Here is a 23,242-nt window from a genome sequence, read left to right as displayed (position 1 = left end):
CTATGAATGATTTATTGGAGAAGATAATTCGGGAAAACAAAGACGCCTTTGAAGAGGATGCGCCTCTGGGACACTTTGATCGCTTCGAAAGCAAGCTGGACAAGGAGTTTAAACACCGCAACCGATTCAACCGCAAGTTCTACTTGCAGCTGGCGGCCTCCCTGCTGTTTGTTTTGTTACTAGGCAATCAAGTGCGGATGTATTTGGCGCCAACACAGGCCGATCTGCCAACGCTGGCTTCCGTGTCGGCCGAATATGGTGAAGTAGAATATTACTTTACCTCGTCCATCGATCAAGGCATGCAAGAATGGGACCAGCTCAGCAAAGATGGTTTTATCTCGGAAGCTGACCAGAAAATGATGACCAAGGAGTTGGAAGAATTTGACCAGATTCAGGCCCAGCTTCAAAAAGAGTTGGAAGCCAATCCGGACGACGAACGGGTAATTAATGCCATGCTGGAATATTACCAGGCCAAACTGAGTGTGATTACCCTGATCATTGAAAAATTAAAAGAAGTTAAACATCAAAAAATGATTCATAATGAAACTCAAATTTAAACTCATCATCCTACTTCTGGGATTAGGCATACTAACTGCTCAGGCCGAAGAGTACACCAAAAAGGAGCACACCTCTTACCTTAAAGCACAAATTCAGGCAGTGGATGTCACCAACAAGTTTGGCACCATTACCATTAATGATTTTGGCGGCGACTCCGTAGTTGTTGATGTGCTGATTACCGTAGAAAATGCCAATGAGAAAAAAGCCAACTACCTACTCGATCAAATCGAAATTGATATGCGTCGGGTTGGAAACGTCTTAAACCTGACAACCCGGATCAAAGATGACTTCAAAACCAAAGGCAATTTCTCGATCGACTATACCATCAATATTCCGGCCGACCGCGACCTGGATGTGACCAATAAGTTTGGCAACCTGATTCTGAACAACCTCTCGGCACAAGGCGCATTCAACATCAGCTACGGGAATATGACTGCCGGCTACCTGGAAGCCCCGGAGAATAGCAAAATCAATCTGGAGCTATCATATGGCAAAGCAGATATTGAATCAGTCAATCATTTGCAAACTGAAATTCGCTATTCCAAGTTGTTTATCGGTGAAGCGAAAACCATTGGAGCCGAATCCCGATACTCGGGCTTAAATGTTGAAGAACTTGGAACACTCGTTCTGGATTCCAAATACGATGGGGTTAATATTGAAAAACTAGGGAGCCTACAGGCCAACTCCAAATACACCAACTACGATATTGAGGAACTCAAACAATCGTTGGTTCTGGATACCCAATATGGATCGGTTCGGGTGAATGAAGTTTCCGACACCTTTGAAAAAATTGATATTACCAACAGCTATGGTGGGATTGAAATAGGACTGGACGATCAAGATTATTTCATTGATGCCACTTGCGACTACTGCGACGTGAACTATCCGGAGAGTGAATTTGTAGGCAACCGGGAAAAAAGAGACCACAGCTTTTATCTGCAAGGAAACATTGGAGCAGAAACCAGCAAGAAGGTGCTGATCAGAAGCCGTTATGGTGGAATAAAGCTCGACTAACCATGTCCGGCATCAAAAAAAATAAATGACCGTAAGTTTAAAACTTGCGGTTTTTTTTTACTTTTATTCTTCGCATGAAGAAAAAGTTACATATCGTTAGTTTCAACATTCCCGATCCCCCCGACTATGGGGGTATTATTGATGTGTATTACAAAATCCGATCCCTGGCACAAGCTGATATCGACATTATTCTGCACTGTTTTCACTACGGAAGGGAAAGATCCGTTGAGCTGGAAAGGCTATGCTATCAGGTTCATTACTATCCTCGCAGAAAGGGGTTGCGCTACTTGTTTTCCTCCTCCCCTTATATCGTCAATACCAGGCGATCGAGAAGCTTATTGAAAAACCTGCAGGAAGAAATTGTCCCCATTTTGTTTGAAGGGCTTCATACCTGCTATTACCTCGGCCACCCCTTGCTTGGAGCTTATAAAAAGCTTGTGAGGACACACAACATCGAGCATCAGTATTACCAGTACTTGGCCCTATCGGAGCAAAACGTGTTTCACAAATATTTTTATGAGCAGGAAGCACTCAAGTTGCGCTGTTATGAAAAACGCTTGAAAATGGCCTCCGGTATTTTGAGTATTTCGCCCGACGATACCCGGTATTTTAAAAATCACTATCGCATGGCTGAGTTCATCCCTGCATTTCATCCTTTCAAAAAGGTAGAAACCAAGCGTGGATTAGGAGAATACATTCTTTTTCATGGTAATCTCAGTGTGAATGAAAACCAAAAAGCAGTGAACTATTTATTGGACCGTATTTTTTCGGAAATTACGCTGCCGGTCATGATTGCAGGGAAAAACCCTCCCGAATGGTTAATCAAAAAAGCGGCCGATATTCCACATGTTTCGCTCATCAGCAACCCCGACATGGAGGTGATGAATCATCTTATTCAGCATGCACAAATCAACCTGATTCCAACCTTCCAGTCGACGGGTTTAAAACTAAAACTGCTAGCTTCCTTGTTTCTCGGACGCCATTGTATCACCAACTCGCCCATGGTTTCAAACACCGGATTAAGTCATCTTTGCTATCTTGCAGACAATATTGCTGATATGATACGGTTAATTCAACAAAAGTTTGAAGAAGAAATTACATCAGAAGAAATCGACCAACGTAAGGAAGTGCTGGAAAACCAATTTTCGAATGAAAAGAATGCTCAAAAGATTTACGCGCTTATCTAGTTTTTTTGTTCTGCTTGGCCTTGCTCAAGTTGGCTACAGCCAGTCCTTCTCCCTCCAACTCAGTTTCCCGGATCAGCCCAACGACACCGTGGTTTTAGCCCACTATTACAATGGACAGATTTATGCTAACGATACCCTCATGCTCAATCAGCATGGGCAGAGCATCATTCATAAAAACGACTTGCGTCCCCAGGGAATTTACGTGCTTTTCTTTAATTCCCGGAAACAAATTGACTTTTTGCTTGGCGAAGACCAACGTATGGAAATCAGTCAACAAGATGAAACGATTCAAATCAAGGATGCCATAGAAAGCGAATGGTTTCAAGCTTATGTCGATTACCTGAAAGCCCGAAAAAAGGAGGCTGCAGACATCCGCAAGAAATTATCCGAAGCCGGAGAACACGCAGAATTGGAGCTACAACTCAAAAAACAGTTGTCGGAACTGGATGCAGAGATTCAGCAAAAATGGCAAGCGGAAGCCGAAAAAGGAACTGGTTCTTTTTACGGGAAATTTATGACTTCCAACCGCCAACTGCTTGCAAATAAAGCCGATTTTCCTCCGGAAGTACAATCCAACGACAGCTTGCTGTGGATTTGCTCGTACCAGTTCAATAAAAGACACTACTGGGATTATTTTGACTGGCTGGACCCCCGGATGTGGCGCACACCAACAATTCATTCCAAACTGGAGACCTATTTTAACAAGGTCTTGATCCAACATCCGGATTCGGTTCTTCCTGCAGCCATAGAAATGATCGAGGCCAGCAAAACCGAGCCGGAAATCTTTCAGAACCTGGTTTCGTTTCTTTTAAACAACAGTATCCAATCGAATTATCTGGGGATGGAAAATGTGTTTGTAGCCTTGGCTGAAAAATATTACCTAAGCGGACAAGCCTTTTGGGCCAGCGAAAAAACCCTAAAAACTATTCGCCGCGAGGTTTATTTCAGAAAAAACAACCTAATAGGAGCGACTGCAAAAGAACTGTTATTACCCGACGAGGAAGGCCAATACCATAGTCTGCACCAACAAAGCACGACTTATACGGTCGTCGTTTTTTGGGAGCCCGAATGTGGCCATTGTAAGCAACAAATACCTGAGCTTTTTGAGGAGGTATTTCTCAAAACAGATCCATCAAAACTCTCCGTCATGGCCGTTTACACCCAGGATAATCAGGAAGAATGGCAGCACTTCATTGCGGAGCATGAGCTTAATGGCTGGTTGAATTTGTGGGATCCGGATCAACTGAGCAATATGCAGGTTAATTACAATATTCGCACGACCCCGATGATTTACCTACTGGACCGAGATAAAAAGATTATCGCCAAGAAGTTGACCGTTGATTCATTAAAAAAGCTGCTGTCCAATCTATAAACAGTCTTAATAAACTATAGGAAAGATAAATCAAAAAGAATTAATAATCGCCCAGGTAAATAACCTTGCTTGTATACTGTTTCTTCGGACGAAGCTCCAGGATATTGATGATATAATTCCCCGGCACCAAACCCGCAAAGTCGAAACTAAGCCAATTATCTGCTGGTTTATTGTAAGGAACACTCACCTGGCGCCCCATCAAATCAACCACCTGCACCCGATACGGATCAATAGGCTGCTTGAACTTAAAAAGCAATTCCTGCCCACTGTGAAACGGATTGGGAAAAACGTCAAAATCAAGATTGACATCTTTTAATTCATCACCCGAAAACAGAGAGTCAACATTGCAAAGTACAACTTCCATCAGCAAGGCCGAACCTTCCTGTCCTGTTGTCTTATCCTGATAGGTATACCATTCGTTCCCGTCTTTAATGAAAAAGGAATTCAATGGATCCACATCCCGCTCAGCCAGAAAAACAGAAAAAACATCTTCTTCTTCCAGCATTTCCAACGAATAGGCAATAAAAAAAGATCCCCTAGTTTCAACTTTTTCATCAAATGTCAGGTAGTTCATCACGCCCTCGTCAATAGCTTGCAAACTAAAATCCTGCGCATACAACAAGGTATCAGGAAATTCATCTCCCGAATAAACCATAATCGTAATCTTGCCTGCTGAATTTTTTTGTCCCAGCGACGCTTCGCCAACGCCAAGAGAAACACCAACTATTTCAGCGCTTTTCGTTTTCTCAAATCGCTCGGCAAACTCCAAATAACCATAGTTGTTATTGCCACTCCAATAACCTTTTGAAACGCCGCCCTCCATGATTTCAAGATTGGCATGCGAATCTACATCCCTAAAATTGGTATAAGCGCCGCACAACATCTCCGTTTGATATGGCGCAAAGCCTTGTATCGATTGTGCATTTGTATCATCCGGATCAAGCCATCTTTTCAGCTGTTTACTAACCTGAGGATAATAATCCCATGCGATTCCAAGACGCTCATAATAATCTGAATTGGGAAGTTCACAGGTAGCAGCACCACCGGTAAGAGAGCCAACCAACAACTTGTCTGGATTCAGCAGCGGAGCACCCGAGGACCCTCCTTCTGTGGTTCCTTTTTCCCAATTCCCGATTAAAAAAAAGGCATCTTCAATATAGTCTCTACTGTAAGATTTAACTTTCGGAGCATGACGATCAATCGAAACCTTTTTCACATCCCCTTGAGGATGATGTATACTGACGCTCGAGTCAGGAACAGTTAACCCGCGATCCCACCCTAAATAGTATGGACGATATTCTGCAGGAGGCTTTGTCCCCAAGTCAACCAAGCTAAAATCAAGGCTATCTGACATGGCCCGTAAGGCACTCCCACTGAGCGAATGACTGGCATCACCATCAATTTCGCCACAGTAAGGCGACTCGTAGTTAAATAGGAAAACCGACTCATTGGCTTCTTTATTCGTCGAGATACAATGCCCGGCAGTATAGACATAAGGCGTCCCATCATTTTTGACATTATTTACCAAAGCTCCGGAACAAAGATCAATACCACTCACAATGATCCGGCAAATCGCATTTTTTTCGTCCCGATAAGCATCCAGCCAATCACAATTAACATTGATATTGCAGTCTCCTGCCATGTGCCCCAACGGACGCCGCTCAGACTTCAATGTTTTGATCCCAACAAAATCGTGGTTCACCTGGCTGATCGATAGCTCACCCCGAAAATCAGCATTTATAGGCTCTTCGTACTGAACCACCAAGCGATCGCCAAGCACTGGCGACGTAGCAAGCGCGCCATGCGCCTGATTATTTATGGAGGTAAAAGCTCCAATAACATCGGAACGATCAGCCGAAAACAGAAATAGCCGGGCCCCCGCTGGCAATTTATAGCGGTCGAATAGCAAGTTTAAAGACTTGGCTTTATCGGAAACTAAAACCAATTGCCAAACACGATACTCACCCATTTCAACCCATCGTCCCGAATTTTCAGGATTTAAGGAAACCTGCAGCGGCTCGGCAAAACGAAAAGGTTTTAACAGGTTGGAATCGGATTGGGCCAGGCTCGCTTTCATCAACAAATCGTTGTTCAAGGGAGGTAAAGCCACTACCGACCTACTCTTCAGCGAAGTAGAGAAGGAGACATCCAGAGGAACTCCCCCATCTGACAGCTGTCCCCAAACGGGATTAGCAAGCCAAATCAGCAATACAAAAAATATCAGTCGGTAACCAGCCATGTAATTCAAATTCAATCAAAAATAGAAAAATATAATAACACTTGCTCGTAATTAAAGGTTTTAACACGAAAGATGATAATTTTGACTAGCAGAAATCAATCCAAAAAGACAAATTCGATGAAAGTTTTAGTGATGTATGTTCATGAATTTAGCTATTCGCCAGCCGAAAAAAACCTGGAAGAAGCGGAAACCATAACCAGTGGAGATACGATAACAGATGCTATTCTAGCCTTTGTTCAGGTAGAACAGGAAGATGAGGAGAAAGATGTGAAGAGCCGCGAGAAAAAACTGGTCAACCACCTGAAGTGGACCGCCCGAAAGAACAACTGCAAGCGTGTCATTTTACATTCCTTTGCACATCTTTCGGAGTCGAAAGCAAGTGTAGGCTTCACCAAAGAGCTGTTTGATCAAGCTGAGGTGCGACTGCAAAATGCAGACTTCGAAACCACCCATACGCCTTTTGGCTATTTCCTGGATTTGAAAATCGATGCGCCAGGGTATTCTCTGGCACGTATTTGGGCTACCCTCTAGATATGCCATTCGTTAACATACATACCCACCATCATCAGTCCAACGGGGGCATCCAATTGGTCAACCATTTCATTCAGGAGGACTTTTCCAATCAGTCTGACATAAGCTTTTCATCGGGCTTGCACCCCTGGCATATCCAGAATACCGATTGGGATCCTTTGCTTCAGAAACTAGAAATGTACGCTGAACACAATCAAATCCGGGCCATTGGCGAATGTGGACTCGACCGAGCCATTGAAACACCACTAAAACGACAGGAAGAGCTCTTCATCCGACAAGTTGAACTGGCAGAGCGCTTCCAAAAACCCTTGATTCTGCATGTGGTTAAATCCTATTCTGACATCATTCGGATCAAGAAAAACAGGACACCCTCCATTCCCTGGATTCTTCATGCTTACCAAGGCAATCAACAAACTACCCAGCAGCTTCTGCCACACGAGTTTTACTTTTCGTTTGGGCCACAACTTCTGAAAGGACAAGAAAAGCTAGCAAACTCCCTAAAGCAGATACCATTGAAAAAACTTTTCTTTGAAACCGATGACAGTACTGATAAAATTGAAACAATTTATATTTTTGCAGCCCAAATTCTTGGTCTGACAGTCACTGAACTGCAAGAATTGGTATTCAATAATTATCAAAGAATTTTTGGAAATGGCTAAATGGCAAGATCGTACAGTGCTGATGTTGGGTGGTGAAGACATGGAGAAATTGCGAAATTCACATGTTTTAGTGGTTGGATTAGGAGGTGTTGGCGCCTACGCAGCCGAACAACTTTGCCGGGCAGGCATTGGGCAAATGACTATTGTAGATGGCGATGTGGTGGAACAAACCAACCGTAACCGCCAACTGCCAGCACTTATCAGCAACGAAGGAAAACCCAAAGCAGAAATAGTGGGTGAACGCTTCAAGGATATCAATCCCGATCTCAATCTGCGGATAGTCAACGAGTACCTGAGAGACCAGCGCATGATTGACCTTCTGAACGACGCTGACTATGACTATGTGGTAGACGCCATTGATACCCTAGCCCCTAAAATATTCCTGATTTATCACAGCGTGCAAGCTGGACTTCCCATTGTTAGTTCAATGGGCGCTGGAGGGAAGTTTGATCCCGCCCTGGTGCAGCAGTGCGATATTTCGAAAAGCTACAATTGCAGACTAGCTAAAATGATTCGTAAAAGTCTGAATAAGATGGATGTTCGCAAAGGAGTACAAGTTATATTCTCGCCCGAACAAGTTGACCCCAAACGGGTCAGAATAGAAGAAGGACAAAACAAAAAATCAGCGGTAGGAACAATCTCCTACATGCCACCAATCTTTGGCTGTTTTTGTGCCTCTGCCGTCATCCGTGATTTATTGAAAGAATAAACCAGTTTGGCATTGGTTTTGGGGGGAATGCCGTTCAAAACAACCATCAACCATGAAAACAAAATTGACCTTTTTCGCCATGGCATTAATCACCCTTATCTTTTTCCAATCCTGCTCTGCCCCAAAAGCAATCGTCAAACTAAAGCCGGAAACAGAAGAAGTGAAATGGCTTTTTGGTCAATCGTTTATGGTTGACTCCCTCTATGGGGTGATCTACGAAGTGGGCTTTAATCGAATCGTTGATAATCAATACTGGTTTGATTTTCATATTACCAACCGCTCCAATATGCCCATTCTGATTGATCCGGTAAATTTTGCCTATCTCGCATACGACTCTTTGCTTAACGCCCAAACAACAGTTCCCGTGCAAGCCATGAATCCCGAGGACGAATTGCTGACAATTGATCAGGAGTTGGCGTACAACAAATCCCGCGCTAAAAATCATCTGGGTATTAGCATTCTGGCTGCCGGAGTGGATATTGCAACCGGCATTGCAACACTGAATGACGACAATCCACACAACGACTACTTACGAACACATTTGTATGACGCCACCCAAGCGGGGGCTATCGAAAATGCTATCGAAACCGACAATTTAAATGTACTTCGTGAAGAGTGGGCTTCAAGCACCATTCGGCGCACCACGCTCGAAAGTAACTATTCCATGCACGGAAAAGTATTTTTTAAGGCACTGCCTCAGGCCCGTTATATAAAACTACTATTGCCCGTTGATGACCAGCAAATTGAAATGAATTTCAAGCAGATACAACAAAGCTCAAACTAGCCGGGGAGCCCCCGATCATTCGGTCTATATTAAATTTATTGTTATCTGGCCTAAACTTTTCGGAAACTACTTTTGTTTTTTAGAAAAAATATTTAGGTTTGCATCAACACAAAAGGCAACAAATGGACATTCAAGGAACATACCAGCATTATTCTACTTCGCTTTCCCTAAGCGCTGCTGTCATGTCTATGTGTATGCAATAGCCTTCATCTGGTATTGTATTGATACTACGTGAAGGCGGACCCCAATTTTTTCAACTCAATTACATTTATTTTTCGTTTAACTTAATACAAAACTTATGCCTGTGCATGTCATTCGGCTTGGTGGAAATAATATCAATCAGCCTGAAATTATCCAATCGCTATTAGTCATTCTGAAGAAAATTAAGCATGACCACCTGCTTGTTATCTCGGCTTCGGAAAATATCCAGCAAATTTTAAATTCCGGTTTGGAACTCCTATGTGCTTCGTCTCAAACCTACAGCGGCCTCCTGGATCAATTACGCGAAGAAGCCAATGCAGTAGCCCTTAACAATCAAATCAAGGAACTAACTGTCTTTGAACAGACCGTACTTCCTCTGGAACGCTTGCTGCAAGGAATTCAGTATACTGGCGATTACTCGCTGGCTTTACGCGACCAGGTTCTAAGTTATGCTGAAATCATCACCACCGCGCTGCTTCAGGATATCTTAAACCATCATCAACAAGAAACAAGTTTACTGCTTCCTCAGGAAATTGGACTTGTGGTGAGTGCTGAATACGGAAATGCCAGTATTCTTAAATCCCCCTCGGTTGAAAATATCCGAAACCGGAACTGGGATCGTCTCAACTTAATTCCGGGATCTTTTGGCCTGACGCCTGACGGGAAAATTGCCCGTATTGGAGAACGTGCGGCAGACTATACCGCAGCGGCATTAGCTTCCATTCTGGATGTGGACCAACTGGAACTTTGGGAGATCAGCAAATCATTTAAAACAGCCGATGATGAAGTTATTCCGCACGCAACCTACATTGAAAACCTGACCTACGCCGAAGCCTCCGAATTAGCCTATTTTCACCACTCCTCCATTCATCCAAGAATTGTAGAGCCCCTGATCGAACAGCACATTCCTATCCGGGTATTCGAACTTGTAGAAGGTGAAAAGATCCTGAAAACCACCATCAATTCCACCCGAACAGAAGAGACGCAAAATATCAAAAGTGTTGCTCATAGCGACGATATCGCAATTCTGAAACTCAATGGCCCCGGTGTTGGATTTAAACCCGGAATCCTCTCCATTGTCACCACCGCTTTCGCCCAACATCAAATTAATATTCGCTCGGTAATCACTGCGCAAACCAGTATCAACATCATTATTGGTAAAAACGATATCGCCAAAGCTGAAAAAATTCGTCAACAACTCGACCTCAGCTCTGTTAGTCAAATTGAATTTGTTTCGAACATCTCCCTCATTGCCATTGTTGGACATGGTATGCAAACCAATCACGGCATCTCAGCTCAGCTATTTTCGGCCGTAGCCAAACATGAAATCAATGTTTTACTCAGCGGATCGGGGGCTTCCGACCTGGTAAGCTACCTGATTGTGGATGATGCAGATAAGCATAAGGCGATTCAGGAGATTCATAAGATATTTTTTAATATTTAACTCAAACGTTTAGTACAATGACTACCGAAAAATTAAAATTTGAAACCCTGCAACAACACGCAGGGCAGCAACCGGATCCAACCACCGGATCGAGAGCGGTGCCGATTTACCAGACAACTTCTTACGTATTTAATGACGCCGATCATGCGGCCAATCTTTTTGCTCTTAAGGAGTTTGGTAACATTTACACTCGTATCATGAATCCGACTTCGGATGTATTTGAACAACGTATAGCTGCACTCGAAGGTGGTATTGGCGCATTGGCCGTTGCATCAGGACACGCTGCACAATTCCTGGTTTTCAACACCTTGCTTGAGCAGGGCGACAACTTTGTAAGCTCTCCTTATCTGTACGGAGGATCATACAATCAATTCACCGTATCATTTAAGCGTCAAGGTATTGAAGCTCGATTGGCCAAAGATTTGCAGCCCGAATCGTTTGAAAAATTGATCGATGAAAATACCAAAGCCATCTACCTGGAAACCATTGGAAACCCGGCTTTCGCTATTCCCGATTTTGATGCGATTTCGGCTTTGGCAAAAAAATACGATATTCCACTCATTGTTGACAACACCTTTGCCGGGGCCGGTTACTTGTTTCGCCCCATTGAGCATGGCGCCAACATTGTTGTTGAATCGGCCACCAAATGGATTGGCGGACACGGAACGAGCATTGGCGGCGTGATTGTCGACGGAGGAAATTACAACTGGGGCAATGGCAAATTCCCCGGGTTCACCGAGCCCTCACCAGGCTACCATGGATTGAAATACTGGGATATCTTCAATTTCGATGGTCCTTTTGGCAACATCGCTTTCATTACAAAAGCACGGGTTGAAGGCTTGCGCGATTTTGGCCCGGCCATCAGTCCTTTTAACTCCTTTTTATTGCTCCAAGGCTTGGAAACCTTATCTTTGCGACTCGATAGACACGTTGCCAATGCGCAGACACTGGCCGAGTGGCTGGAAAAACATCCGAAAGTGGAAGCAGTCAACTATCCAGGCTTAAAAAGCAGTCCGGATTACCAGCTGGCGAAGAAATATTTTCTGAAAGGTCCGGGAAGCATGCTTTCCTTCGTGGTAAAAGGCGATGTGGAAGACGCCAAAAAAGTTGTGGACAGCCTGAAGTTGGTGAGTCACCTGGCGAACGTTGGAGATACCAAAACATTGATCATCCAACCGGCAGCGACTACACACCAACAATTATCGGCCGAGGCCCAACTGGCTGCAGGAGTTTTACCATCGCAACTGCGTGTCTCTGTTGGAATTGAACACATTAACGACATTATTGGAGACTTTAAACAAGCCTTCAGCCAATTGAAATAACTGTACACTTCCCGGATGTCTAAATGGCATCCGGGAAGTTATATAACTAAAAAAAGATGCCATTAAATATTCCAGACCAACTACCTGCTATTGAGCTTCTTCGCGAAGAGAACATTTTCGTGATTGATAAAACAAAAGCTTCTCATCAGGATATTCGTCCGTTGAAGATTGTGATTTTAAATCTGATGCCCCTAAAAATCTCAACGGAAACCGACTTGTTGCGCTTGCTTTCAAACACCCCTCTTCAGGTCGAAATTGACTTTCTGAAGATCAAAGGACATAAGCATAAAAATACGTCTGCCAAGCACATGAAGACGTTTTACACTACCTTTGACGAGATCAGGAACAACAAGTACGATGGCATGATCATTACCGGAGCCCCCGTTGAGCAACTTCCTTTTGAGGAAGTGACCTACTGGGATGAAATGAAAGAAATCATGGATTGGTCGATTCATCATGTCACCTCATCCCTATTTATCTGTTGGGGCTCGCAAGCCAGTTTGTTTCATTTTTATGGCATTCCGAAATACGATCTGGATAATAAAATGTTTGGCGTTTTCAAACACCGGGTCTCGGACAACAAGTTACCTATCTTCAGAGGCTTTGATGATGAATACTACGTTCCCCATTCACGCCATACAGAAATCCGAAAGGAAGATGTTGACAAGGTTCCGGAACTTGAAATTATTTCCAGCTCCGAAGATTCCGGAATTAACATGCTCATGGCCAAAAACGGACGGCAATTTTTCATTACAGGCCACTCGGAGTACTCGCGTAACACCTTGCGCAATGAATACCTACGCGACGTAGAAAAGGATTTGCCCATTGAAGTTCCGAAGAATTATTTTCCTAATGATGATCCATCGGAAAAGCCAACCATGAAATGGCGCTCAGCAGCCAACTTACTCTTCACCAATTGGCTAAATTATTACGTCTATCAAGAAACGCCCTACAACCTGGAAGATATTAGCTAATCGTATATTTCGCACCTTTCATCGTTCTTAAAATTTCATTAATTTTAAACGAATTAAAAAATGAAGTACGATGTCAGAAAAGAAAAAAATAGCCGTAGTCCTCTCCGGAAACGGCGTTTATGATGGATCAGAAATACATGAAACAACCTTGACGTTGCTGGCTATTGCACGCCAGGGAGCAAGCTACGAAATCTTCGCGCCCAATGTTGAGCAAGCACATGTTATTAACCACCTTACGGGAGAGGAAATGCCCGAAACCCGTAATGTTTTGGTTGAATCAGCTCGAATTGCACGTGGCAAAATTGCCGATTTAAGTACTTACCAAGCCAATGAGTTTGACGCACTTGTGTTTCCAGGGGGCTTTGGTGCGGCCAAAAACCTGAGCACATTTGCCTTCGAAGGCCCCGATTGCAAAGTCAACTCTGATGTTGAAAAAGCCGTAAAACAAACCGTGCAGGCCCAAAAACCCATTGGGGCAATTTGTATCGCCCCAGCCATAATTGCTAAAATACTCGGTGATGTAAAAGTAACCATCGGAAATGATTCAGGCACGGCCGACGCCATCGAACGCATGGGAGGAACACACACCAACACCACGCATGGCGAGGTGATCTTCGACTCAAAATACAAGGTTTACACCACACCTTGTTACATGCTGGATGCTACCATTGAACAAATTGCCGATGGAGCCGACAATATTATTCAGGCTATCCTGAAATCGCTTTAATTCAAGCTTTCCCGTCAAATGGGAACTCCAGTTATTTCCCTCCAGGCAAGATAAAACGGACCTTGGCTTTTGAAACCATCCAATTGATATGCTAAAAGTTTATTTTGCCTGGGGGTGTTTACTCAGTAGCCACAATCTTAAATTCGGTTCGTCGGTTGTTGGCCCTGCCCTCTTCCGTTTCATTGCTATCCATCGGAACAGAATAACCATAGCCTCGATAAGTTAAACGGTAACTTACCACACCATTCTCCAACAGGTAAGTATAAACAGCTTTAGCCCGGTTTTCTGATAATTCCTGATTCATCTGCTCGCCCCCAACCGAATCGGTGTGTCCGCCAATTTCAATTTTCACCTTCGGATTATTGCTCAGAAAGGTAGCTAATTGATCCAGCTCACTTCTGGATTGACTCAACAAGGTATACCTGCCCGTATCGAAAAAGATGTTTCGAAGCACTGTCGCATTTCCAATTTCAATAGCCTGCAACGGAATATCGAGCAGAATCGGATCTGACGCATGACGAACTTGTTTCAAAGCAAAATTTTCAGAATAAAACAGGTAGCCCGGCTTGGAGACATTGAAGGCATAGGTTTTCCCCAAAGGCAAACACATCAAAAATTCGCCCTGCTCCCAACACGATTCCGTTGTTGAAACCACCCGGTTATCGTCCAGGTCAATCAGCTCAATCTGGGCACACAAAGGCTGGTGGCTGAACGAATCATATACTTGCCCCTGCACGTAAGAAACCGCCGTTGGGCGAATGTTGGGCGGCAACACAAACTGGTAAATATCCAGACCTTCTGATCCGGGCCTGTCAGACGAAAAATAAGCGTCCTGACCAGCCGCATTCACAATCAGTCCTTGCTCATCTTTATTGGTATTGATTGGATAACCAAGGTTTTTCGGCTTTCGCCAAACCGAATCCCCAACCAGACTTGCGTAAAAAATATCGGAACCACCAAGTCCCAAGTGAGTATCGGAAGCAAAGTATAACGTTTTCCCATCGGCATGAATAAAAGGCGAGGTTTCATTGCCGGAAGTATTAATCGAATCACCCAGATTTTCAGCTTCACTCCAGCGAGCCCTTCCTGTTGCACTAAATCCATTTAACCGGCAGCGCCAAATGTCCATTCCACCCTTTCCATCTTTTCGATTGCTGGCAAAATACAAGTACTCGCCATTGGCTGAAATGGATGGCTGCGACTCCCAGGCAGCAGAACTAACCGGATCACCGGCATTTTGAGGAGTAGACCAAGTCCCTCCGCGATTTCTGGAGTAATAAATATCGCAACTTCCAAAGCCATCATTCCGTGTGCAAGCGGTAAAAAACAACAATTTACCGTCAGCGGAAATACTCTGTGCTCCTTCATTATTTCGGGTATTAATATCTTCCATTGGCTTACCTTCCTGCCATTCCCCCTCTTCCATGTGTGACAGGTAAAAATCTTCCTGATAATGGCGCGTTCCTGCCAGAGCTCCTTTCGGCGGCATCAAGCGGGTATAAACCATTGTTTTACCATCGACCGTTAGACTGGGCCAGTAGTCATTGAATTCGGAGTTGACCTTTTTCCCTAAATTGACTGCATCCATTTCAATAGCCCGATCACGCATTTCCAGCGCAAACTGGCACAGCGGAATTTTGTCTGAAGCTTTCGCATAAAAAAGATGATCAGCAGATTCTTCAGACAAAAATGCCTGAAAAGCATCCAGTGCCCGCTGGTATCTTCCTATACGATAGCAAGCATTACCAAGCACATAGTTGATTTTAGCAGATTGCTTGGAATCAAGTTCCAACGCTCTTTCCAAGGCTACAATTTGCATACTGTCTTGCTTCATTTCACCGTAAATGTCGGCCATTAAAAGCATCGCTTCCCAAAAGTGATCATCAACACGCAGGGCTTTTTCTAACTCCCCAATAGCTTGCTGATTTTCCTGCTGATGATAGAAGCCGGTGGCGCTTTCAAAGTATTTCTTCGCTTTTCTACTGCTTGTCGACAATTGTTGGGCATTCAGTCCCAAAACCAGGAATAAAGCGATTAGTGTGCTGAGTGTTTTCATGCAAAATAGCTTAATTAATAATCTGTTTTTCTGAATAGCAGGCAAACTGCCTACTCCTCGCTTGCCTGCCAACGAGATGACTAATTTCACAAAACTTTTGTGAAGATACCATTTATCATGAAGGAATCTGAGACGACACCTAAAAATCAGACTTAAGTAAGCACCCAAAACAAATCGCCAAGGGCAGTCCAATTATTGATTCCAAAAATGCAGAATATGTCTATTTTTGACTTTTAAAATAAAAGCCATTTGAATCCCTTGCGAAAGATATTCCATTTCAACCCGACCTGCGAATTGGCCCTTGCCAATGGTTCGCCATACTACCAGGCTCCTGCCTTGCTGCGCCAGTTTGAGGAAGAACTAGCTCCCATCATGCTCTTTTTTGCGTCAGAAGAAGATCATATTTTGAAGGAGAACCCGCTTCCTGAAGCCTTTAAATACCAGATGGGCACACTCGGGATTCCAACAAATCTGGTTTTATCCAAGGAAAAGTCCCTGGAAATCATCCAAGATGAGCCTGTTCACCTCAATCCCTGGGGATGGAGCCCTGCCGAGAGCAATTACTTATCAGCCTATTCGCAACCGAATGAGCTTGCCCATAAAACCCGACAGCTAGCCGACAGCAATCTTTTTGAACGCAAGCATGCCGTTACGTTTTGCCACGAACTGATGACTGAACATCCTCATGATTTTTTCCCGGAAGAAGAAAAACGTCCGCGATTGATTCATGATTTGCCTTCCATTGAAGCCTATCTTGATCAACACCGACAGATCGTACTCAAATCTCCGCTAAGTTCAAGTGGTCGTGGGTTGCAGGTTATTCGAAAACAATTACTAAATGAATCAAACAAGCGGTGGATTAAAACCATGCTTGATCAACACGGCTACTTAATTGCCGAACCTTTATTTCAGAAAAGAACGGACTTGTCTTTTCAGTTTGAATTGAAAACTTCGGGCGAATTGATTTATCATGGAATCAGCTATTTTGAAACTAACAGCAATGGACAATACCTGGGACATCATTTAAATCCTTCATCCGAAGTCAGGCATCGCTATTTTACGGAACAAACATTAGCCAGCATCGCCAACCTTCTGGCCGGTCAACTCCGAAAAAGCATCTACCATTCGAGCTACCATGGCTTTCTGGGTATCGACGCGCTAATTTACGAGGTGAATGGAAAAATCAAAATGCAAGCCTGCCTTGAAATCAATCCGCGATTCAACATGGGAATTTTAAGTCAGTTCATCACTCAAAGAATTCATCCCGAAAGCCGTGGGATGTTTCAAACCTATTATCATCCCAAAATCAACTATAAAAACTTTGTGGAAGAGCAGGCCAGAAAAAATCCGCTGGAAATGGCAGCTGGTCTATTGCGAAAGGGTTTTGTTTCACTAAGCGCACCGGGGCATGAAAGTAAATTTGGGGCCTACCTGCTACTCGGGTAAAGGAAAGAAAAGCTTGCGCCCCCAACGAGGAGTTAGTTGATTAAATATCGATGCAGCACTTCAACCAAAATATTTAGGCGAATTGGCTTGGCTAGAAATTCATCACATCCGGCCTCCTTACTCCGTTTCTCCTCTCCGGATAAGATGTAGGCACTTTGTGCAATAACCGGAACTTCCGGACGTATTGATTTGATCATCTTAGTCGCTTCAAAACCGTTCATTCCCGGCATATTCAGATCCATTAATACCAGGTCAATTTGCTTATTTTCGCGAAATAATTGAATTGCTTCGCCACCATCGCGAGCGAAAATAGATGAAGCCCCAAGCTTACTCAGTGCAGCGCGAAAATAACTGGCACTAATCTCATTATCCTCGACCACAAGAATAGTTTTACCTAATAAATCAGCTTGCATACCGGTCATAGACATAAGTTTTTTAGAAAAATAAGCAAAAAAATGGACTATCACATCAACTTCTATTGAAGAACATCTCACACATCCTCATCTGAAAATCGATTTCCGTATGACACCAATCAACTGTTTTTCAAGCTGAAAAAAAACCGAAGCAACGACTCCGGTTTCAATACTTAATCAGTTTTTCGCTTAATGCTGCACCCCACAGGCTTGGTTTCTGGTTCAGCAATGGTCTGCCCCTCCGCCACGCTTTGGATGGCTGTTTTCAGATAAGCTTTTTTCACATTCTTGGCATCATCGTAATTATCATCAATGGCCCCCTTGTAAACCAGCTTATAGTCTTTGTCGAAAAGAAATACATGTGGCGTGGTTTGCCCTCCAAAAGCATTGGCCAATAAACTGTTTTCATCGACCAAATAAGGGAAATTATACGCATTTTCTTTGGCATGTTTCTGCATCGCTTCGTAGGAATCTACTCCATTGCGATTGCCATAATTGGAGTTTAGCACAACCAATCCCACTCCATGCTCATCGGCCCATTGCTTTAAGCCATTGTAACGCCCTTCCCATTTCTTCACAAACGGACAGGTATTGCTCGAGAAGATTACGACCAAGCCATGTTCATCCATGACATCGTCCAGTGACATTTTATCGCCTGACACATCCAACATTGTAATGGTGGTATGCTTAGCCTGATCGCCAACTTGCAACTGGGATTCTCCCGCAAAAGCCAGAAAACCCCCAATAATCAAAATAAACGACAATAAGGTTTTCATATCTACAATTGTATTGGTTATGAAAGAATAACAAAACCTTTTTACAACTTGTTTGTAAATAAGCTTAAACAAATGTAGATGCTACGAGATATTCGCAATAACTATCAAAAACATAAACTGGTTGAAACAGATCTGTCAACCAATCCGATTGAGTTGTTTAACCTCTGGTTGGATGAGGCTATTTGCAGCCAGGTGAACGAACCGACAGCCATGATTTTGGGCACCGCTGTCAATGGAATTCCAGATACACGCATTGTCTTGCTAAAAGAAATTGCAGATGATAATTTTGTTTTCTTCACCAACTACAATAGCTCGAAAGGCCAACAGATAGCTACCAACCCACAGGTTGCCCTTAATTTTTTCTGGCCTGAATTAGAACGTCAGGTACGTGTAAAAGGAACCGTTTCCAAGCTCGCTGACGAGTTGTCAGAAGTCTATTTTTACTCTCGACCGAAAGAAAGTCAGTTGGGCGCCTGGGCCTCAGCACAAAGCCAAATCTTAACCAACCGAAAAGAACTGGAACAGAACTATCAGGAGCTTGAGAAAAAATTTGAAGGTAAAACCATCCCTAAGCCCCGGCACTGGGGTGGATTCAAGGTTCAACCCAATGAAATTGAATTCTGGCAAGGACGCCCCAGCCGGCTCCATGACCGCATTCGCTATTACTCTCTGAAACCTGGGCAGTGGAAGTTCAAACGGCTGGCTCCGTAAATAATATAATTTGCACCTTTCACTCCTAGTACAAACATGATATAGCAGAAATGAAATTTGGAAAAGTAGACCATCCCGAACAAGTAGATTTTACCTTACCGCAAGATCATCCGGACACCACAGCGATCCTGAAAAACAATAAGAAAGATCAAAAAATACAGGTATTTGTTGGTTGTGCAAAATGGAACCGTCAGGATTTAAAAGGCTTCTACCCAAGAGGAACGAAAGACGAACTGGCCTATTATGCTTCGCAATTCAACTCGATTGAGCTGAACGCTACCTTTTACCGTATGTTTGGCGCCGAGCAGTTTAGAACCTGGCACGACAAGACACCACCTGACTTTAAGTTTTTCCCAAAAATCACGCAGTCCATCAGCCACATGCGACGCTTAAGCAATGTGGAACAGCTAACAGAAGAATACTGTGACAACATTGTTCAACTGGAAGATAAACTGGGCATGACTTTTCTGCAACTGCACAACAACTTTGGGTACAAGAATTTTGACCGGCTGACTTCCTTCCTTGAACGATTTCCAAAAGCGATTCCGCTGGCTACTGAAGTTCGCCACCCTGAGTGGTTTAGTGAGCATAAAATTGCCAACAACTATTTTGCGTTACTGGAAAAACACGGCGTAACCAATATTCTGGTTGATACGGCTGGTCGACGCGACCTGCTACACATGCGACTGACCACACCTACCGCGTTTGTGCGTTATGTTGGCGCCAACCATCCTGACAGCGAACTTAAGCGACTGGATGACTGGGTAGACCGGCTGGAAAGATGGGTTGATCTTGGACTTCAAAACATTTGCTTTTTTGTGCATCAAAACCTGGAAAAAGAATCACCAACCCTTTCCGCTTATTTCATTCAGAGAATAAACGAACGTCTGGGCTCTACTTTAAAACCACCGGCTATAAAAAGCGGGAGCTTGAACTAACAAACTCCCACTGTACCGTTTCGTTTTATGATGAATTGACCTTTATTGAGCCGTTAACTCCTTTTCGATGAATGCTCCCAAAGCCAAATATTCTTCATATAGTTTTTGATATTTTTCTACATTCTCTGGAATCGGATGATATTCCATTTCGAAACCTCCGCCCATATTTTCTTGAGCTTCTTTAATCGTTGGATAAACACCCGCAACCACAGCCGCAGCCATCGCCGATCCTAAAGCGCAGGCCTGCTCCGAGCGAGCCACTTTAATCGGCCTATTCAGCACATCGCACAAAATTTGCATCACCAACGTCGATTTTTTAGCCACACCTCCCAGCGCAATCACACTATCAATGCGAACGCCTTCGCGCAAGAAACGGTCAACAATCGCTTTTGATCCAAAGGCTGTAGCTTCAACCAGCGCACGGAAAATCCGAGGAGCATCTGTTCCCATAGTCAAACCAGCAATAGCTCCTTTCAGGTTTTGATTAGTATCCGGTGTACGACGACCATTCATCCAATCGATTGCCAAAACACCACTCTCGGCGATGCCAATTTTTTCAGCTTCCTTGGACAGTTCCACAATCATATTACCTGCCATTTCTTCCAACAAGGCCTGACGCTGTACTTCGCTAACTAAGGATGATTTGGCCAAAATTTGCTCTGCCGGCCACATCAATACTCCTCTAAACCAGGCATAAATATCACCAAATGCTGACTGCCCGGCTTCCATGCCCAGCATGCCTGGGAGAATAGAGCCATCAACCTGCCCACAAATTCCTGCAATCAGCTTATCGCCCATTTCCTCCATCGGAACAACCAACATGTCGCAGGTTGAAGTTCCCATCACCTTACTCAAGTGATAAGGCTCTATTTCGGCACCAATAGCGCCCAAGTGAGCATCAATAGCGCCAACGCCAATCACAACATCAGTTGAAAGCCCTAACTTATCAGCCCACGCTGCAGAAAGCTTGCCTACAGCAACATCACAAGTAAATGTTTGTCTGTACAAGCGATCACGCACACCACCCAGCATCGGATCAAGCTCCGTTAGAAATCCGTCTGAAGGAAGGCCATCAAACGCTTCGTGCCACATGGCCTTATGACCGGCCGCACAGCGGCTTCTTTTCAATGTCTTTGGACGGGTGTTTCCTGTCAGCACTGCCGGAATCCAATCGCAATGTTCGACCCACGAGTTCGCGGCTCTGTATACAGCCGGATCAACCCGTGAAATATGCAACAGTTTAGCCCAAAACCATTCCGAAGAATACACGCCCCCTTCAAACTTGGTGAAATCAATCTCCCATTTTCGGGCCAATTTATTTATTTCATCCGCTTCCTTCACGGCGGTGTGGTCTTTCCACAGTACAAACATGGCATTTGGATTTTCTTCAAACCCCGGCGTCAAGGAAAGCGGTGTTCCTTTTTCATCAACCGCTACGGGAGTTGAGCCTGTCGTGACAACCGAAATCCCCACTACATTTTCGGCGACCCCATGCGGCGCCTGTTTTAAAGCTTCTACGATCGTGTATTCCAGTCCCTCCAGATAATCCTTTGGATGCTGGCGAAACTGGTTTTGATTAGGATCGCAATACAGGCCTTTTTCCCAACGCGGATATTCAAAAGCTACGCTGCTTACTTCTTCGCCAGTTTCAACATTCACGATTAATGAACGAACGGAATCCGAGCCATAATCTAGTCCGATGGTATATTTTGTTTCTGTCATTCTATAGTTTAGTTCTTAAAATTTCTATATCTTGATCGTTATTTGTATCGTTCACCACTACCAATCCACTGAAAGAATGCTTATTATCAATAATGCATCCAATTTCGTATGACCAGAAGTCTTTGGATCGACCTTATTACACATTAACCTGACTTAGATCTTTATAATTCGACCGATATCCTTTTCCTGACTATTTCCCTGCTGATAAGAATAGAAATAGGCTCCCTTTTTTGACTCACTGGAATCTTTTCGATTCGATCGTTTTAAGATTCCTAAGGAAAGGATTTTCTTTCTGAAATTACCTGGGTCCAATTCACGCTGAAAAATGGCTTCATATAAACGACGTAGCTGGGTTAGCGTAAACATCTCAGGCAACAACTCAGATCCCACCAACTGGTATCCGGCTTTAAACTGAAGCTTGGCCAGTGACTTCTCGACCATTTCCGTATGGTCGAAAATCAACTTCGGCATCTCTGATAGTGAATACCAGGTCGCACCATATTCTTTCAATCGATTCTCATCATAGCGATCAAGTCGTACAAGCGCATAATAGGCCAAGCTAATCACCCTGGCCACTTCCTCCCTATTAGGAGCAGTAAAGGCTGCCACTTGCTCCATGAAAATATTATCGAGTCCAGTTGTCTTCTTCAAAATTCGTGCTGCCGCCTGATCCGATGATTCGTTTTGTTGAATAAATCCACCAAGCAATGACCAGTTGCCTTTAGACGGTTCAAAACTACGTGGATATAACAGCAACTTCAATTCGCCATTGCTGTAACCCAAAATGACACAATCTACCGCAACATAATGCCGGGGATGTTCCCCATACATCTCCGATAAAAAATTCCCTGAAGATTCCATAGGACTCAAATCTATAAAAGTATCTTATACCCTTAACTGCATTTTGCTATCTTTTTCGATTAAATGTTCGAAAACACAAAAGTAAGGAATACTTATTTTGATATTAAGCACAAAAAGTGAAAATGCAATTCTGCGCGAGAACCAAATGGTTATCATGAATTTGAAAAAGGTCAAGAACCAGAAGAATTCAATTTTCAAAGTATTTCATCAAAGAAGACTCGAATAATTTCGATAAAACCGAGCAAAACAAAGACATTTTTTCTATATTTGCATCGCTTTTAACGAAAAGCCGAACCACAAACCAGCTTATTGCAAGCAAACATAACTTGGTTCGATTACAAAATTTATTGCCCAGATGGTGAAATTGGTAGACACGCCAGCTTGAGGGGCTGGTGACCGATTATGGTCGTGCAAGTTCGAGTCTTGTTCTGGGCACTTTTATCTAAAGTAACGATTTGAAAATCAAATTGTTGCTTTTTTATTTTGAATAAAATATAAATATTACAGAAACAGGTGAATATGGCTCACCCGTAAAATCCGGTGGATTTCCATTTTTCAAGCAAAAATTTTAGCTACTCTAAAAAGAAAGTATTTAATA

21 protein-coding genes and 1 tRNA gene are annotated in these 23,242 nt (G+C 43.6%); 16 read left to right on the top strand and 6 right to left on the bottom strand.

The genetic code is table 11. From position 1 onward, the window contains the following. Positions 1–2: 2 nt before the first annotated feature. The 4 genes from ACUNWA_RS08630 to ACUNWA_RS08615 all read left to right on the top strand — a co-directional run bounded on the left by ACUNWA_RS08630 (position 3) and on the right by ACUNWA_RS08615 (position 4,131). The gene (locus ACUNWA_RS08630; RefSeq protein WP_445591492.1) at positions 3–557 is read left to right on the top strand and encodes a hypothetical protein; all 555 of its coding nucleotides are present in this window, start codon (positions 3–5) and stop codon (positions 555–557) included. Then, on the top strand, positions 541–1,572 hold the full coding sequence (locus tag ACUNWA_RS08625; RefSeq protein ID WP_445591491.1) for a hypothetical protein: 1,032 nt from the start codon (positions 541–543) through the stop codon (positions 1,570–1,572). The genes ACUNWA_RS08630 and ACUNWA_RS08625 overlap by 17 nt, the downstream gene beginning before the upstream one ends. A 74-nt stretch (positions 1,573–1,646) precedes the next feature. After that, positions 1,647–2,759, top strand: a complete 1,113-nt coding sequence (locus ACUNWA_RS08620; RefSeq protein ID WP_445591490.1) for a hypothetical protein — start codon at positions 1,647–1,649, stop codon at positions 2,757–2,759. Beyond that, complete coding sequence (locus ACUNWA_RS08615; protein ID WP_445591489.1) at positions 2,722–4,131, top strand: TlpA family protein disulfide reductase; 1,410 nt, start codon at positions 2,722–2,724, stop codon at positions 4,129–4,131. The genes ACUNWA_RS08620 and ACUNWA_RS08615 overlap by 38 nt, the downstream gene beginning before the upstream one ends. Before the next feature lie 40 nt (positions 4,132–4,171). Here the strand turns inward: ACUNWA_RS08615 and ACUNWA_RS08610 are convergent, their stop codons facing one another. Continuing rightward, positions 4,172–6,370, bottom strand: a complete 2,199-nt coding sequence (locus tag ACUNWA_RS08610; protein WP_445591488.1) for a trypsin-like peptidase domain-containing protein — start codon at positions 6,368–6,370, stop codon at positions 4,172–4,174. A 117-nt stretch (positions 6,371–6,487) separates the two neighbouring features. Between ACUNWA_RS08610 and ACUNWA_RS08605 the strand changes: the two genes are divergently transcribed. The 8 genes from ACUNWA_RS08605 (at position 6,488) to elbB (ending at position 13,721) form a co-directional block, all read left to right on the top strand. After that, positions 6,488–6,901, top strand: a complete 414-nt coding sequence (locus ACUNWA_RS08605) for a threonyl-tRNA synthetase editing domain-containing protein (RefSeq protein ID WP_445591487.1) — start codon at positions 6,488–6,490, stop codon at positions 6,899–6,901. Positions 6,902–6,903: 2 nt separating this feature from the next. Further along, on the top strand, positions 6,904–7,560 hold the full coding sequence (locus ACUNWA_RS08600) for a TatD family hydrolase (protein WP_445591486.1): 657 nt from the start codon (positions 6,904–6,906) through the stop codon (positions 7,558–7,560). Continuing rightward, a complete protein-coding gene (locus ACUNWA_RS08595) occupies positions 7,553–8,269 on the top strand; it encodes a tRNA threonylcarbamoyladenosine dehydratase (RefSeq protein ID WP_445591485.1) in 717 nt (238 codons plus the stop codon). The genes ACUNWA_RS08600 and ACUNWA_RS08595 overlap by 8 nt, the downstream gene beginning before the upstream one ends. 52 nt (positions 8,270–8,321) lie before the next feature. Further along, a complete protein-coding gene (locus tag ACUNWA_RS08590; protein ID WP_445591484.1) occupies positions 8,322–9,053 on the top strand; it encodes a hypothetical protein in 732 nt (243 codons plus the stop codon). A 298-nt stretch (positions 9,054–9,351) separates the two neighbouring features. Further along, the gene (locus tag ACUNWA_RS08585; protein WP_445591483.1) at positions 9,352–10,698 is read left to right on the top strand and encodes an amino acid kinase family protein; all 1,347 of its coding nucleotides are present in this window, start codon (positions 9,352–9,354) and stop codon (positions 10,696–10,698) included. Between the two features lie 17 nt (positions 10,699–10,715). After that, on the top strand, positions 10,716–12,020 hold the full coding sequence (locus ACUNWA_RS08580) for an O-acetylhomoserine aminocarboxypropyltransferase/cysteine synthase family protein (RefSeq protein ID WP_445591482.1): 1,305 nt from the start codon (positions 10,716–10,718) through the stop codon (positions 12,018–12,020). Positions 12,021–12,076: 56 nt separating this feature from the next. Next, complete coding sequence (gene metA, locus ACUNWA_RS08575; RefSeq protein WP_445591481.1) at positions 12,077–12,994, top strand: homoserine O-acetyltransferase MetA; 918 nt, start codon at positions 12,077–12,079, stop codon at positions 12,992–12,994. Positions 12,995–13,064: 70 nt separating this feature from the next. Continuing rightward, positions 13,065–13,721 (top strand): isoprenoid biosynthesis glyoxalase ElbB, encoded by a 657-nt coding sequence (gene elbB / locus ACUNWA_RS08570; RefSeq protein WP_445591480.1) that lies wholly within the window; start codon positions 13,065–13,067, stop codon positions 13,719–13,721. Positions 13,722–13,839: 118 nt separating this feature from the next. On the opposite strand, the gene ACUNWA_RS08565 is transcribed toward elbB, so the two are convergent. Further along, on the bottom strand, positions 13,840–15,777 hold the full coding sequence (locus ACUNWA_RS08565; RefSeq protein WP_445591479.1) for an OmpA family protein: 1,938 nt from the start codon (positions 15,775–15,777) through the stop codon (positions 13,840–13,842). Positions 15,778–16,035: 258 nt separating this feature from the next. On the opposite strand from ACUNWA_RS08565, the gene ACUNWA_RS08560 reads away from it, so the two are divergent. Beyond that, a complete protein-coding gene (locus ACUNWA_RS08560; protein WP_445591478.1) occupies positions 16,036–17,223 on the top strand; it encodes a hypothetical protein in 1,188 nt (395 codons plus the stop codon). Positions 17,224–17,255: 32 nt separating this feature from the next. On the opposite strand, the gene ACUNWA_RS08555 is transcribed toward ACUNWA_RS08560, so the two are convergent. Together ACUNWA_RS08555 and ACUNWA_RS08550 are read right to left on the bottom strand one after the other, a co-directional pair. Then, entirely contained in the window at positions 17,256–17,645 is a 390-nt protein-coding gene (locus ACUNWA_RS08555; RefSeq protein ID WP_445591477.1) for a response regulator, read from the bottom strand. 164 nt (positions 17,646–17,809) lie between these two features. Further along, on the bottom strand, positions 17,810–18,412 hold the full coding sequence (locus ACUNWA_RS08550; RefSeq protein ID WP_445591476.1) for a thioredoxin family protein: 603 nt from the start codon (positions 18,410–18,412) through the stop codon (positions 17,810–17,812). 78 nt (positions 18,413–18,490) lie between these two features. Here ACUNWA_RS08550 and pdxH point away from each other — a divergent pair, with 78 nt between their 5' ends. After that, a complete protein-coding gene (gene pdxH / locus ACUNWA_RS08545) occupies positions 18,491–19,123 on the top strand; it encodes a pyridoxamine 5'-phosphate oxidase (RefSeq protein ID WP_445591475.1) in 633 nt (210 codons plus the stop codon). 50 nt (positions 19,124–19,173) lie between these two features. Continuing rightward, positions 19,174–20,061: a DUF72 domain-containing protein gene (locus tag ACUNWA_RS08540; protein WP_445591474.1), complete on the top strand. Its 888-nt coding sequence runs from the start codon at positions 19,174–19,176 to the stop codon at positions 20,059–20,061. A gap of 42 nt (positions 20,062–20,103) precedes the next feature. Here the strand turns inward: ACUNWA_RS08540 and ACUNWA_RS08535 are convergent, their stop codons facing one another. Continuing rightward, positions 20,104–21,783: a ribulokinase gene (locus ACUNWA_RS08535; RefSeq protein WP_445591473.1), complete on the bottom strand. Its 1,680-nt coding sequence runs from the start codon at positions 21,781–21,783 to the stop codon at positions 20,104–20,106. Between the two features lie 153 nt (positions 21,784–21,936). Then, positions 21,937–22,644: an NUDIX hydrolase gene (locus tag ACUNWA_RS08530; protein WP_445591472.1), complete on the bottom strand. Its 708-nt coding sequence runs from the start codon at positions 22,642–22,644 to the stop codon at positions 21,937–21,939. A gap of 349 nt (positions 22,645–22,993) precedes the next feature. Between ACUNWA_RS08530 and ACUNWA_RS08525 the strand changes: the two genes are divergently transcribed. Next, positions 22,994–23,079: transfer RNA gene (locus ACUNWA_RS08525), tRNA-Leu, on the top strand. Positions 23,080–23,242 lie beyond the last annotated feature (163 nt).

This window comes from Sunxiuqinia sp. sy24 (genome assembly GCF_052677165.1).
Note: the sequence above shows the minus strand (reverse complement) of the source record. Positions and strands in the feature narration are given on the sequence as shown.